Source organism: Candidatus Omnitrophota bacterium (assembly GCA_041648975.1).
GTDB lineage: Bacteria > Omnitrophota > Gorgyraeia > 2-01-FULL-45-10 > 2-01-FULL-45-10 > JAQUSE01.
This window is the reverse complement of the sequence record JBAZNZ010000022.1, coordinates 22,069-36,138: the sequence shown is the minus strand read 5'-3', so window position 1 is coordinate 36,138 and position 14,070 is coordinate 22,069. Positions and strand designations below refer to the sequence as shown.

Here is a 14,070-nt window from a genome sequence, read left to right as displayed (position 1 = left end):
CGCCCCGAGCTAAACAGATGGCGGGATAAACCCATACGAGCCCTTTTGAAGAAAAAGTCCAAGCCGCGGCAGCCTGCCCGCCTGAAGCAGTCTCTCGCTGGCAGGCGGGGACCCGAAAAATTTACTGGGGTGGATGGATTGCGATGTAATAATTCAGCGACTTCTGGTATAATACTGCCCATGGAAATAATAAAGAATATCATCGAGTTCATATTCCATATCGACAAGCACCTCGACGTTATCATCAAGAGCTTCGGCGTATGGTCGTACGCCCTGCTCTTTGCCATTATATTCACGGAGACGGGACTCGTCGTGATGCCGTTCCTTCCCGGCGATTCCCTCTTATTCGCGGCGGGCGCGTTCGCGGCGGTCGGCTCTTTCAATGTCTGGTATCTCTTCGGCGCGCTGGCGCTCGCGGCGGTGATCGGCGACAGTGTAAATTACGCGCTTGGGAAATACCTGGGGCATAAGGTTTTCCAGCTCAATCCCAGGATATTCAAGAAAGAATATATAGATCGCACTCACGCCTTTTACGAGAAGTACGGCGGCAAGACGATAATAATCGCCAGGTTCGTCCCGATAGTCCGCACTTTCGCGCCTTTCGTCGCCGGGGTAGGGAAGATGAGTTACGCGTACTTCTTCACCTACAATGTCGTCGGAGGGATCCTCTGGGTGGCGCTCTTTATATTCGGCGGGTTCTACTTCGGCAATATGCCCATCGTCAAGGACAACTTCACCATAACGATATTCGTAATAATATTCCTTTCAATTTTGCCCGGTATAATCGAATACTGGAAACACCACCAGCGAAAAAAATCCAAATGAAATACCTGTTCCTCGCCATGCGGCCGTATCAATGGCTTAAGAACATATTCATATTTCTACCCGTCCTTTTCGGCCGCCGGCTGACGGACCCATCCTCCCTCGCAAGGACCGCCCTTATATTCGTCTCTTTTTGCCTGGTCTCCAGCGCCGTATACCTTTTAAACGACATAATGGATATGGACGAAGACAGGGGGCATCCGGAAAAATCTAAGAGGCCGCTTGTTTCCGGCAGGATATCGGTCCGGGAATCCTGCCTAGCCGCGGGCGTATTGCTTCTTTTGGGGCTCCCCATATCGTTTGCGCTGGGGCTCTACCCGGGGATCACAGTCTCCGTTTATCTTATGTTGAACATGGCTTATACGGCCGCCTTGAAAAACGTCGTTATAATAGACGTCTTCTGCGTCGGGGCATTCTACTATTTGAGGGTGCTTGCCGGAGGCGCCGCGAACGGTATAGAGCTCTCCGGTTGGATCGTCATCTGCACGGTGCTCCTGGCGCTCTTCCTCGCGTTTAACAAAAGGCGGCATGATCTTGGCCTTGCCAAAGATCATAAGAGCGTCCCGGCAAAATATAACGCGCGTTTTTTAGACCGGATGATCGGCATTATCTCCGCTTCTGTGATAATCTCATACGCTCTATATGCCATGGACGCCGGGACAATCGAAAAATTTGGCACGAACCACCTTATCTTTACTGTTCCGTTCGTATTTTACGGGATATTCCGTTACCTCTATCTGGTCGATGTAAAAAATGCTGGGGGAGATCCTTCGCGCGTTTTGATATACGACAGCAAGATGCAGATCAATATTATCCTTTGGATCGTCGTATGCGTAGCGGTGGTTTATTTTAAGATATAGTTAGGTTACAAAAAAGGTATATTTTAAATATTGACTATCTTCTCTTATGCGGTATATTATAAGATAGACATAGATACGACGCATTTCTTTGAAAGAGGTAATAAAGGTGAGGAAAGACTGCTGTAGCATAAAACCTTGGGTAGTTTACAAGAGCCTGGCGCAAATCGCGCCAGGCTCTTTTTTTTAAATAAAAGACTTTATAAATCGGAAAACAATTAGCAACAGGGCTCAAGCATGTCCGTAATATTGGGGGGTAGGACATAAGACTTGGGCCTTTTTTTAATGAGGCCACAACTTATGAATTTTTTCATATATCTGGCGGGATAAGTTGTGGCATAATATGTGTATTATGATACCCTCAAGCAGTAAAATTCTATTGTTTGATCCGCCGGGCAAGTTGTATCAGCGCGGAGAGGACAGGTGCCAGGCGGATATAGAGGGTTCTGCGGCTATAAGCTTGAGAGCTCCGAACGACCTCGGTTACATCGCCGCCATTGCCAGGCAGCTCGGACTTGACCCTGTTATCAGGGATTATCCCGCCGAACGTCTCACCGAAAAGAATTTCCTGGAAGACTTATCCGGCCTTAAGCCCTCGGTTATTATCATGAGCGCCACCTCGAGTACCTTTCGCGAGGACATGGGTTATCTTATTAAGGCGAAGGCTGTTGATAGCGGCATCATCACCATCGCTAAAGGCGCATTTTTTTATGAATGTCCGCCGGAAGTCCTGGACAAGGCGCTCGCTTCCTCTCCATGCCTGGATATCGCGGTCTCGGGCGAAGCCGAGAGCGTCATATCCGGCCTCCTCGGCGCGCTCATAGCCGGCGATACTTTGGAAAGCGTTAAAGGCGTCATCTATTTCGACCCGGATTCAAAAAAATTCAAAAAAAATCCGCCCGGACAATTCATTGAAGACCTTGACGTTCTGCCGTTCCCGGCCAGGGACCTGATGAAGAACGATCTGTATGTCAGGCCGGACACAGGCTCTCCGATGGCGACTATCGTAACCTCCCGCGGATGTCCGGAAGAATGCATCTATTGCCTCTCGCCGGTGATCTCCGGGAAAAAACTCCGCGCGCGAAGCCCAAAGAGCATTATCGACGAGGTAGAAGAATGTGTGCGATGTTATGGAATCTCAGATTTTTTCTTCATGGCCGACACATTTACGATGAATAAGCCGTGGGTGATAGATATATGCAGGGAGATCCTCCGCCGCGACCTGAAGATACGATGGGCCGCCAATTCACGCGTCAAGCCGCTCGACGTTGAGCGTCTCGGGTGGATGAAGCGCGCCGGCTGCCGGCTCATTTCTCTCGGGATAGAGTCCGGCAGTCCCGAGAGCCTGGCGAAGATGAAGAAGAACGCGTCGAAGGCGGACGCGGTCGAGGCAGTGAGGATGGTCCGCGAGGCCGGCCTTAAGCTCTACGCTTACTACATGATAGGGTTTCCGTGGGAGGACCGCAGCTATGTGAGCGCGACACTCAATTTTGCCCGTGAGATCGCCGCGGATTTTTCCGAGATACATATAGCCGCGCCTTTCCGGGGGACGGAACAATTCAAGACGCTGGCGGATTACGGATTAAAGCTCGAGGACCCGTACGGTTACAACTACTTCTCCAACCCGCCGATCGGAACAAAATATCTGTCGCGGCGGGAGCTGATATGCTTACGCAAAAAGGGAATGCGGCAGTTGTATATGAACCCCGCCTATGTCTTCCGGACGCTCAAGAGTATAAAAAATTTCAGGGAATTAATGAATTACTTGAAATACGGTTTTAGGCTTTTGAAGAATTTGTCCCAATAATGATTTGGCAAAATCGGTTTTATAAAGTATAATTGTGTATTGATATAATTATACCTTATAAGAGGCATATGACCATAGGAATCCGCATTTCTCTTTTTGCGTTACTTTTTTTGATATCCTCCATAACCCCCCGTGTCTGTTGCCAGGAAGTCGCCCGAGACAATAGTATCATGGAGTTGTCCCTCAAAGACGCGGTGAGGATCGCATACCTGAACAATAATCAGATCCAGATACAGGAAGAAGAAGTCGAGATCGCCAAGGCCAATATCCTCGCCGCGCAGGGCAATTTCATGCCTATCGTCAATGTGGGCGCGGGATATACCTACAACGATTCCGTATTATATTCGGGCAAGATAAGGGAGGGCAATAAAGATACCCGCATATTTACCGGATACAAGAGCGATAATGTCCTTAACATAACGGTCAACGAGTCCATATTTAACGGCGGCGCGAATATCGCGAATTTAGCTCAGGCGAAACTGGGGCTGAAGGTCCAGCAGGAGACCCTGCGCGCCAGGAAGCTCGACGTGGAATTCGAGACGAAGCGTCTTTACTACGGAGTGCTCCTCGCCTACGAGGCTGAGCGCATCGCAAACGACCTTGTCAACAGGGCGAAGGTCCATTACGACGACGTGAAGAACAGGTTCGACCAGGGCGCGGTCTCGAAATTCGAGCTCCTCCAGTCTTCGGTGCAGGTATCGAAGTTAATACCGGATCTCGTTAAGGCGCGTAACGACGTGGAGCTCATAACGGCCGAATTGAAGAAACTACTAAGCGTCGACCTGGACATTCCCATAAGGTTGAGGGGCAAACTCTACTATTCTTCGGTTGAAATAAAAGAGAAGGAGTTTCTTTCGGAGGCGTACAAGAACAAGCCGGAGATGATATTGAAGATGCTCGGCATAAATATAAGCAAATGGGCGATAGAATACGCCAAGGCGGGTTATTATCCCCAGGTGAACGCGATGGGTAACTACAGCTACAGGTCTAACGACGTCGCGAACATGGTCAATCCGCGCCATGACAACTGGAATATCGGCGCGACCGTGACATTCATGTTGTTTGACGGATTTTCCACAACGGCAAAGATCAAAGAGGCAAAGGCGAAGTACGCCGAGTCTTATCTGCAGAAAGAGGATACGGTCCAGCAGACGGCGGTGGATATAAAACAGGCCTGCCTCGATATGGCTAAATCGGAGTCGATAATAAAGTCGCAGAAAGACAGCGTCGTCGAAGCGAAAGAGGCGCTCTATATTTCCGAGATAGGTTACGATAACGGCGTGACCACGAATCTCGACGTCCTGACGAGTCAGGTGTCCCTGGGACAGGTGGAGACGTATCTCGCCCAGGGCACGTATGATTACATCATGGCAAAGGCCCAGCTCTACAGGACGATGGGCCGGGAATCTTTGGAAGAATAAACCACGGAGGATCATCGCAATGATCAAAAAGCTTAAGCCCATTATTGATAAGATAAAATCGGATACCGCTTTCAGGAAGGTCTTTGTCAGGAGGACCGCTGTTGTGCTCGCCGCCGCGGCGGTGATCGCGGGCCTGCTCATGTGGCATGAGCATGAAGTCATGTCCAGGCAGATCAAGGTATCCGGCACTATCGAAGGGGATGACGTCAGGATATCCTTCAGGGTGGAGGGGCAGATAGAAGAGCTTCTCGCAGACGAGGGCGTGGTCCTGAAGAACGGCCAGATAGTGGCCAGGCTTAATAAGGATGAACTTTCCAAGAATAAGGCCGAGGCTGAGGCCTCTTTGAAATTGGCGGAATTCCAGTATGGGCTCGATGAACTTGACTACATAAGGGCGGAGAATATGCTTACGGCAGGCGCGATCTCCGTCCAGCAGAGGGACGCGGCCAGGACGAAAGCCGATACGGATATGGCGAGCGTCGAGAACCTGCGCGCGTCGCTTGAGCTTGCCGATACTAAGCTCGGATGGGCGGATCTCGCCTCACCTCTTAACGGCTATGTGCTGGTCAAGAGCGCGTTACAGGGCGAGGTCGTGCAGATCGGCGCTCCCGTATTTACCGCCATCGACCTTAATAATATATGGGTCACGGCATATATTAACGAGACCGATCTCGCCAGGGTCAAATTGAACCAGAAAGCCTATATCAAGACAGACACCTATCCCGATAAGAAATACGACGGCTGGGTATCGTTCATATGCCAGCAGGCGGAGTTCACTCCTAAATATATTCAGACCACCGAAGAGCGGGTGAAGTATGTATACAGGATAAAGGTCAGGGCGGATAATTCGTCCCTGGAACTGAAACCCGGTATGCCCGCTGACGCTTTTATAATGCTGGACTAGACGCCACCCGATGATCACCATAAAGACCGAAAACCTTACCCGTAAGTTCGGATCGCTTACAGCTCTCGACCGCCTGAACCTCGAGGTCGAAGAGGGGGAGATCTTCGGCCTCGTGGGCCCCGACGGCGCGGGGAAGACGACCACGATGCGCCTCCTTACCGGGATACTGGATCCTACCGAAGGCCAGGCATGGGTCTACGATAAACACACCGTGAAAGAATCCGAACCCCTGAAAGAGAACATCGCTTACATGTCCCAGCGCTTCGGCCTCTACGAGGAATTAAGCGTTATGGAGAACATCAACTTTTACGCGGACGTCTACGGCGTGGCGAAAGATAAACGGTCGGAGACGATAGACAGGTTGCTGGGTTTTTCCGGGCTATTGCCGTTCAAAGGGCGTTTCGCTGGCAAACTATCCGGCGGGATGAAACAGAAACTGGGGCTCGCGTGCGCGCTTATTCATACGCCGAAAGTACTTTTCCTGGACGAGCCCACCAACGGCGTCGACCCGGTCTCCAGGAGGGATTTCTGGGACATACTTTATGACCTTCTAAAGGAAAAGGTGACGATATTCTGCTCTACCTGTTATCTCGACGAGGCCGAGCGATGCGGAAGGGTCGGCCTTATGCATAAGGGGAAGCTTCTGCGCTGCGAGTCCCCCGGTAAGATAAAAAAAGAGTTCGGCGTCAAGACGCTTGAAGAGGCGTTCATCAGGATAATAAAGGAATATGAAAACCAGCAGCAACTTAAATAACATTGTAGGGGACGTTTAAACGTCCCCTACAATGTGGATAACTTCCATATGACTACTGACAATATCGCTGTCAGCGTCCGGGACCTCGAAAAGAAATTCGGCGACTTCATCGCCGTCAACAAGATCAACTTCGAGGTCAAGCGCGGCGAGATATTCGGCTTTCTCGGCCCCAACGGCGCGGGCAAGTCCACCACGATCAGGATGCTCTGCGGGATCATCTCTCCGACCTCGGGCTCCGGCCGGGTCGGCGGCTACGATATCGTAAAAGAGCAGTCGAAGATCAAGGAGAACATCGGATATATGTCGCAGAAGTTCTCCCTGTATAACGACCTTACGATAGAAGAGAATATAAATTTTTACAGCGGTATATACAGGATCCCGGAAGAGGAGAAGCAAAAGCGCTTTGAAGAGACCATTAAAACGGCGGGATTGGAAGGGATGGAATCCAACCTCACCGCCACGCTTGCCGGCGGATGGAAACAGCGGCTTGCCCTGGGATGTTCGCTTATCCACAAGCCCAGGATAATATTTCTCGACGAGCCGACTTCGGGCGTCGACCCGATAACGCGCGCGAATTTCTGGGGAGTGATAAAAGACCTGGCAGGACAGGGCGTGACGGTATTCGTCACCACGCATTATATGGACGAGGCGGAGAACTGCAACCGGATGGTGCTGATATACCACGGCACTATCATTGCCTCCGGCACGCCTCAGGAGATGAAGACCAAAGTTATGAAGAACGAGGTCCTGGAGATAACCCTGCCCGATTCCCAGAAATGGCTCGATAAGATCGGTAAGACGGAAGGCGTGAAAAAGGCGGCGCTCTTCGGCGCCGATATCCACACAGTGGTTTACGACAGCGCTAAGGCTATTCCCGCGATAAGCGGCTTCCTGAAAAGTGCGAATATCGGGGATTTCACCGTTAATAAGATACTCCCATCCCTGGAGGACGTCTTCGTATCTTCTATAGAGGAATATGATAAATCTCAATCTGAAAAGAGTTAAGGCCATAGCCTGGAAGGAATTCGTCCAGATAAAACGCGATCCGCGTTCGCTCGCGCTGGCCCTGGGTATACCGATGTTCCTGCTTTTGATCTTCGGCTACGGGCTTTCCCTGGATATCGACCACGTCCGCACCGTCGTATGGAACCAGGACGCGTCTTCGGAACTCACCCGCAATTTCCTGCTGAATTTCAAGAATTCCAAATATTTCAGGATTATCCACTACACAGACAACTACCGCGATATAGAGCGCATGATAAACAGCGGCGAAGTGATAATGGCGCTCATCATCCCCAGGCACTTCTCGCGAAATATCGAGTCGGGGACAGCGGCCCCATTGCAGCTCCTGATGGACGGGAGCGACGCAAATACCGCGACTATAGCCAGGAATTACGTGCGCTCGGTAGTCGCAGATTACAATGTTAAGCTGCTGGACATAACGCTTGAAGAATACGGCATAAGCCCGCGCAAGACGCTCGATGCCCGTTCGAGGATCTGGTATAACATGGGCCTTGAGAGCACGTGGTTTATCGTCCCGGGAGTAATTGCGATGATCATTATGATAATCGCGGCCCTTCTCACCTCTATCTGTATCGCGCGGGAATGGGAGAGGGGCACGATGGAGCAGCTCATCTCCACTCCGGTGAAGGCGCCGGAGCTGGTCATAGGCAAATTCATACCGTATTTCGTGATCGGTTTTTTTGACCTCACCGTGGGAGTGCTTATGGCCAAGTTTTTATTCGGAGTCCCTTTCAGGGGCAGTTATCTCCTGCTCTTCATCCTGAGCTGCCTCTTCCTGACGGGCGGCCTGTCGCAGGGCATAGTCATCTCCATAGTAGCCAGGACGCAGCTCATGGCCAGCCAGCTTGCGACTCTGACGACTATGATACCGACATTGCTTCTGTCGGGGTTCATATACCCGATATTCAATATGCCGCAGGCGCTTCAGCTCATCACCTATCTTATTCCCGCGCGCTATTACATCATCATAACGAGAAATCTCTTCCTGAAAGGTTGCGGCATAGAGGTGTTGTGGGATGACGCGCTTTTCCTGCTGTTATTCGCTTTTGTGATGTTAACGTTTGCTATAAGGAAGTTTAAAAAGAAGGTTGCGTAATGGTTCGACGCGCCCGGACTCGGTATAAGGGCTTGCTCACCATAATTTTAATTAGTCTTGGCCTCGGTCGGAGACCTCGGCACATGGTAGATGGACTTATTTAATTAACTTGCGAGGGATTTATAATGTTCGAACGGGCAAAGGCCATCCTAATAAAAGAGTTCAAACAGGTCTTCCGCGATCCGCGGATGAAGACGGTCATATTCGTTACTCCGCTCATCCAGATAATACTATTCGGCTATGCCGCGAATAAAGATATCAATTTTGTCCCGACGGCCATTTTCGACCGGGATAACACCGTCGAGAGCCGCGAGCTCATCAGGGACTTCACCTTCTCCAAATATTTTATACCCAAAGAATATATATCAAGCGGCAAGGAGCAGGACTATGTTCTCGACAGGGGATTGGCGAGCGTGGTCATCCACATGGATCGGGGTTTCGGCCGCAACCTCAAAGCCGGCAAGGACGCCCAGGTCCAGCTGGCTTTCGACGGCACCGACTCGAATACTGCCATGATAATAATGGGCTACGCCAATTCGATCGTGGAGAACCGCTCCTATCAGCTTATGGAAGAAAAGCTGCAGTCAAAAGGTTTTATGGGTAACGCGCCGAGTGTGGATTTGAGGGACAGGCCGTGGTTTAACGGGAACCTTGTTTCCAGGAATTATTACCTGCCCGGAGTAATTGCCACCATTGTGACGATGATGTCCCTTCTGCTTACAGCCATGGCTATAGTAAAAGAGAAAGAGATAGGCACCATGGAACAGCTGATCGTCAGCCCCCTGAAACCCATTGAACTTATTATCGGGAAGCTTGTGCCTTTTGCCATCATAGCTCTTGTTCAGATAACGCTCATCACGACGCTGGGAGTATTCTGGTTCCATGTGCCGCTAAGAGGCAACTTATTGTTGTTATTATTCTCTACATGCGTATATCTCTTCACTTCTTTAGGGATAGGGCTTTTCATATCGACAGTATCTTCAACCCAACAGGAGGCGATGATGTCGGTATTTCTCTTTTTCATGCCGACGGTGCTATTATCGGGGTTCGCGTATCCGATCGCCAATATGCCGCAGGTTATACAGTGGTTTACGTTTTTTAATCCTCTGCGCTATTTCATGGTGGTAACGAGGAGCATATTCCTGAAAGGGGTCGGGATCGAGGTTTTATGGGCCCAGCTTCTGCCGCTTGCGGTCATGGGCGTATGTGTAATAACTTTAAGCGCCGTGCGGTTCAGGAAGAGTATGGGGTAGCCTTGAAACACCTACGAGGTGTGACGGGTCTAAGTGGTCCCCGCCCGGAATAGGATTCGGGGCGGGATCCCGCCCCGAGTAAAAGAATTGGCGGGACACTCCTCGTAGGTGGAATCAGTTGTTAAGATACTTCGGCGGCTGCAATCCTGCTGTTAGTCGGATTGCTTAACACCGCCTCAGTATCGATTTTGCACGCAAAATCGAAAGGAGTCGATATGACTAAGCAAAAGAGAATAGCGATCCTGACGGGCGGCGGGGACTGCCCCGGCATCAACGCGGTCATAAGGGCGGTAGCGAAGAAAGCGATACTCGATCACGGGATGGAGATCATAGGCATAGAAGATTCATACGAGGGCCTGGTCAAGAACAGGCACAGGAGGATATCTTACAACGATGTCTCGGGCATATTGACCCTGGGCGGGACGATACTCGGCACTTCAAAGATAGCCAATCCTTACAGGTATGCCGTCCAGAAAGGCAAGTCGCTGAAATTCGAGGACCGTTCCAGGACTGTGATTAAGAACCTGAAGAAGCTGGGAGTTTCATGCCTTGTCGTCATAGGCGGCGACGGGACGCTGGGCATAGCCAGCAGGCTTTACAAGGAAGGCATCCCCGTGGTCGGCGTGCCTAAGACGATCGATAACGACATACGCGGCACGGACGTGACTTTCGGATTCGCGACAGCGGTCTGGATAGCGACCGAGGGGATCGACAGGATCCATACTACGGCGCAGTCGCACCATCGTATCATGATCGTGGAGGTCATGGGGCATAAGGCCGGATGGATAGCGCTTCATTCGGGGCTTGCCTCCGGAGGTGACATAATACTGATGCCTGAGATACCTTTCGACATAGGAAAGATAGCCGATGTCACCAAAAAGAGGAATAAGAAGGGCAGGAGGTTCAGTATCATAGTTGTCGCCGAAGGCGCGAAACCGAAAGGCGGCGATGTTGTCGTCAGGAAGATGGTGGAGAAGAGCGCCGACCCGGTACGGTTAGGCGGCATAGGTTTTGTCATCGCGGAAAAGCTTGAGAAGATGACGGGCCTCGAGGCGCGCACCGTGGTCATGGGCCATCTGTTAAGGGGCGGTTCTCCGACTCCTTTTGACAGGGTGCTGGCCACAGAGCTCGGCTCCACGGCCGTAGACATGATAGTGAATAAAGAGTTCGGCCATATCATGGGGTATAGGGGCGGGACTATAATGAGCGTGCCGCTGGAAGAAGTCGCCAGAGGGCCGAGGCTTGTCCCCCTCGACCACAGGCTGGTACAGACAGCTCGCGCCCTTGGAACGTCATTCGGGGATTAGAAAAGGGTGAAATTTTTCTTCCTGTCCAAACTCAAACCTAAGCCTAGTTATGTGAGCACTGAAAATATTCCCCCAACACTCATATCTATGGGGTCGGTCTTTGTTCAGTCGAAAAACGGGAGCCTGCGGCAACTCGGCCGGCGTCCCGCCTCCGGCGGGACGATGATCCGGCCTCGAGCAGCCTTGGCTCTTTTAATATCAAAACATTGTTATATATAACCGTTTTTCTTCTTCACAAAGACCTAATATTATTCCCGCCCTCTGTCATATTCTGGCGGGATCCCGCCCCGCATTAGACTCTAGGCGGGACAATGTGCTCATCATAACGTCGGCTTAGGTTTTCCTGTACGGGTAGAAAAATTTTACTGGGGAAACAGACATAAGGAAGTGTGATTGGGAAATTTTTACGGGTGATGCTCCTTCCAGACTTTTTCTCGATAAAGGGCGAAGTATGCCCGCCTGATCGCAGCAAGCTAAGTCTGGCGGGCAGGGATGGGGTGTCCCGAATATAGAAGAGTCTAGTTCGGGCATATAGATACGCGCGAATGTCGTAGGGGAGGTTTAAACCTCCCCTACGACTACAGATTGTAAACCCAATCCGATGGAGTTAATGATAGGCGGATTGGATGGGGTGCCCGAATGTTAAAGACTATAGTTCGGGATACGTAGATACGCGCATAGAATATACTCGTGATAGATTGTCCCGCCCGGAGTGAGGCTTGAGGCGGGATCCCGCCCCGAGCTAAACAGATGGCGGGATAAACCCATACGAGCCCTTTAAAAGAAAAAGTCGAAGGAGCAGCAGCCTGCCCGCCTGAAGCAGTCTCTCGCTGGCAGGCGGGGACCCGTAAAAATTTCCTGGTGCTCGAATAACGAGGCTTAGGTTTGAGCAGCCCCCGCATGATTGATTTTTACGCTTAAATGTGATATTCTTCTCATATGCCATTAAACGACTCCGATCTGATAGGGCAATTGTTGCTGCAGAAGGGCCTCGTTACTATAGAAGGGCTCGAAAGGGCCCTGTTGGAGCAGGAATATTCCAAAGAGCACTTAGGAGATATATTAATAAAATTAGGTCTTATAAATGAAGATGTATTCTATAAGGCCTTGTCTGAGAAGACCGGTGTTGAATACATCAAGCTTCGCAGCGTCAAGATAGATCCCTCCGTAATAGATAAGATACCCGCTAAATTCGCCACCCATTACGAGCTGATACCTATCAGTATCGACGACAATCTCATAACCGTAGCGATGGCCAATCCGCTCGACATCCATACCGTAGACGACATACGCCTGCTCCTGAAGAAAGAGATAAAGACCGTCCTCGCGAGCAAGAAGGACATCGTAGAGGCCATAAAGAAATACTACGGCGTCGGCGCCGAGACGATAGAGAAGATGGCGCCCGAGTTGTCGCAGGACAGGATCGTGAGCGTCCAGTCCCAGGAGACGCAGGACCTGGTCGAATCGGCCGATGACGCCTCTATAATAAAGTTCGTCAACCAGATACTGCTCGAGGCCTACAAGGAAAGGGCGACGGATGTTCACATAGAGCCTTACGAGGGCGAACTTAACGTGAGATACCGCATAGACGGCGTCCTGCACGACACGAAGGTGCCTCCGACGATAAAGAACTTCCAGTCCGCCATCATCTCCCGCATCAAGATAATGGCCAACCTCGATATCGCGGAGAAGCGCCTGCCGCAGGACGGAAGGATAAAGATAAAGATAGGCGACGATGAGGTCGACCTCAGGGTGTCGATACTCCCGACGCCTTTCGGCGAGAGCGTCGTCATCAGGGTGCTCTCTACGAATATCCTTTTCGGGCTCGAGAGGCTGGGGCTCTTGAAGAAGGATCTCGATATCCTGGAGCGGATGATAAAACTGCCGCACGGCATCATATTCGTGACGGGCCCGACGGGAAGCGGGAAGACGACGACCCTTTACGCCTCTTTGAGCAAGATTAATACCAAGGATAAGAAGATCATAACTATCGAAGACCCGATAGAATACCAGCTTCAGGGGATAACGCAGATTCAGGTCCAGCCCAAGATAAACCTCACATTCGCCAACGCCCTGAGGTCGATGTTAAGGCACGACCCCGATGTCATGATGGTCGGAGAGGTCAGGGATTACGAAACCGCGGAGATAACCATAAGGGTCGCGCTCACAGGCCACCTCGTATTCTCGACGATACATACCAATGACGCGGCAGGCGGTGTGACGCGTCTTGTCGATATGGGCGTCGAGCCGTTTCTCGTATCATCGGCAGTCGAGTGTTTCATAGCCCAGCGCCTCGTGAGGGTAATATGCAAGAATTGCAAGAGCGAGGCCAGGCCGGATAAAGAGGTGCTTAAAGAGCTGGGGGTATCGAGCCTCGACCTGTCGAAGGTAAAGATATACGAAGGAAAGGGATGCGAGTCCTGCAGGTTCACCGGCTATAAGGGCAGGACCGCGATATACGAGATACTGGTCATGAACGATCCCATAAGGGAGCTTGTGCTGAAGAGGGCCTCATCCGACCAGATAAAGAAGAAGGCCATGTCTCTTGGCATGAGGACCCTGCGCCAGGACGGATGGGAGAAGATAATGCTCGGCATAACGACGCCGGGCGAAGTCATCAGGGTAACTCAACAGGAAGAGCTCGAGGATTAAATTCGAAAGGGCGAATATCGAAATCCGAAACAATATCGAATGACCAAAATTCAAATAATCAAAATATCTGTTTTGAAAATTTTTTTAGCATTTAAATATTCGAATTTGTTTCGAATTTCGGATTTCGTGCTTCGAGTTTATCGGCCTGTCCCATAATTCAAATATTATCTAGGA

The 14,070-nt window shown here is 50.9% G+C and carries 10 protein-coding genes and 1 pseudogene; all 11 read left to right on the top strand.

What is annotated here, in order from left to right:
• Positions 1 to 180: 180 nt before the first annotated feature.
• Positions 181 to 825, top strand: a complete 645-nt coding sequence (locus tag WC592_07580; protein ID MFA4982308.1) for a DedA family protein — start codon at positions 181 to 183, stop codon at positions 823 to 825.
• The gene (locus tag WC592_07575) at positions 822 to 1,682 is read left to right on the top strand and encodes a decaprenyl-phosphate phosphoribosyltransferase (GenBank protein MFA4982307.1); all 861 of its coding nucleotides are present in this window, start codon (positions 822 to 824) and stop codon (positions 1,680 to 1,682) included. Before WC592_07580 ends, WC592_07575 begins: the two co-directional genes overlap by 4 nt.
• Before the next feature lie 349 nt (positions 1,683 to 2,031).
• Positions 2,032 to 3,486 carry a radical SAM protein gene (locus tag WC592_07570; protein ID MFA4982306.1) on the top strand — a complete coding sequence of 485 codons (1,455 nt, stop codon included), beginning with the start codon at positions 2,032 to 2,034 and terminating at the stop codon, positions 3,484 to 3,486.
• A 170-nt stretch (positions 3,487 to 3,656) separates the two neighbouring features.
• On the top strand, positions 3,657 to 4,907 hold the full coding sequence (locus WC592_07565; protein ID MFA4982305.1) for a TolC family protein: 1,251 nt from the start codon (positions 3,657 to 3,659) through the stop codon (positions 4,905 to 4,907).
• 19 nt (positions 4,908 to 4,926) lie between these two features.
• Positions 4,927 to 5,811 carry an efflux RND transporter periplasmic adaptor subunit gene (locus tag WC592_07560; GenBank protein ID MFA4982304.1) on the top strand — a complete coding sequence of 295 codons (885 nt, stop codon included), beginning with the start codon at positions 4,927 to 4,929 and terminating at the stop codon, positions 5,809 to 5,811.
• A gap of 10 nt (positions 5,812 to 5,821) precedes the next feature.
• Positions 5,822 to 6,484 (top strand): annotated as a pseudogene (locus WC592_07555) (ABC transporter ATP-binding protein).
• Between the two features lie 129 nt (positions 6,485 to 6,613).
• Positions 6,614 to 7,570 carry an ABC transporter ATP-binding protein gene (locus tag WC592_07550; GenBank protein MFA4982303.1) on the top strand — a complete coding sequence of 319 codons (957 nt, stop codon included), beginning with the start codon at positions 6,614 to 6,616 and terminating at the stop codon, positions 7,568 to 7,570.
• On the top strand, positions 7,542 to 8,684 hold the full coding sequence (locus WC592_07545) for an ABC transporter permease (GenBank protein ID MFA4982302.1): 1,143 nt from the start codon (positions 7,542 to 7,544) through the stop codon (positions 8,682 to 8,684). The genes WC592_07550 and WC592_07545 overlap by 29 nt, the downstream gene beginning before the upstream one ends.
• A 125-nt stretch (positions 8,685 to 8,809) precedes the next feature.
• A complete protein-coding gene (locus WC592_07540; GenBank protein ID MFA4982301.1) occupies positions 8,810 to 9,937 on the top strand; it encodes an ABC transporter permease in 1,128 nt (375 codons plus the stop codon).
• Between the two features lie 215 nt (positions 9,938 to 10,152).
• A complete protein-coding gene (locus WC592_07535) occupies positions 10,153 to 11,244 on the top strand; it encodes an ATP-dependent 6-phosphofructokinase (protein MFA4982300.1) in 1,092 nt (363 codons plus the stop codon).
• Between the two features lie 939 nt (positions 11,245 to 12,183).
• Positions 12,184 to 13,896 (top strand): ATPase, T2SS/T4P/T4SS family, encoded by a 1,713-nt coding sequence (locus tag WC592_07530; protein ID MFA4982299.1) that lies wholly within the window; start codon positions 12,184 to 12,186, stop codon positions 13,894 to 13,896.
• Positions 13,897 to 14,070: the final 174 nt, after the last annotated feature.

Excerpts from the sequence above, each read along its gene's own strand:
- WC592_07580 (MFA4982308.1), top strand. The coding sequence starts at position 181 with ATGGAAATAATAAAGAATATCATCGAGTTCATATTCCATATCGACAAG.
- WC592_07575 (MFA4982307.1), top strand. The coding sequence starts at position 822 with ATGAAATACCTGTTCCTCGCCATGCGGCCGTATCAATGGCTTAAGAAC.
- WC592_07570 (MFA4982306.1), top strand. The coding sequence starts at position 2,032 with ATGATACCCTCAAGCAGTAAAATTCTATTGTTTGATCCGCCGGGCAAG.
- WC592_07565 (MFA4982305.1), top strand. The coding sequence starts at position 3,657 with ATGGAGTTGTCCCTCAAAGACGCGGTGAGGATCGCATACCTGAACAAT.
- WC592_07560 (MFA4982304.1), top strand. The coding sequence starts at position 4,927 with ATGATCAAAAAGCTTAAGCCCATTATTGATAAGATAAAATCGGATACC.
- WC592_07550 (MFA4982303.1), top strand. The coding sequence starts at position 6,614 with ATGACTACTGACAATATCGCTGTCAGCGTCCGGGACCTCGAAAAGAAA.
- WC592_07545 (MFA4982302.1), top strand. The coding sequence starts at position 7,542 with ATGATAAATCTCAATCTGAAAAGAGTTAAGGCCATAGCCTGGAAGGAA.
- WC592_07540 (MFA4982301.1), top strand. The coding sequence starts at position 8,810 with ATGTTCGAACGGGCAAAGGCCATCCTAATAAAAGAGTTCAAACAGGTC.
- WC592_07535 (MFA4982300.1), top strand. The coding sequence starts at position 10,153 with ATGACTAAGCAAAAGAGAATAGCGATCCTGACGGGCGGCGGGGACTGC.
- WC592_07530 (MFA4982299.1), top strand. The coding sequence starts at position 12,184 with ATGCCATTAAACGACTCCGATCTGATAGGGCAATTGTTGCTGCAGAAG.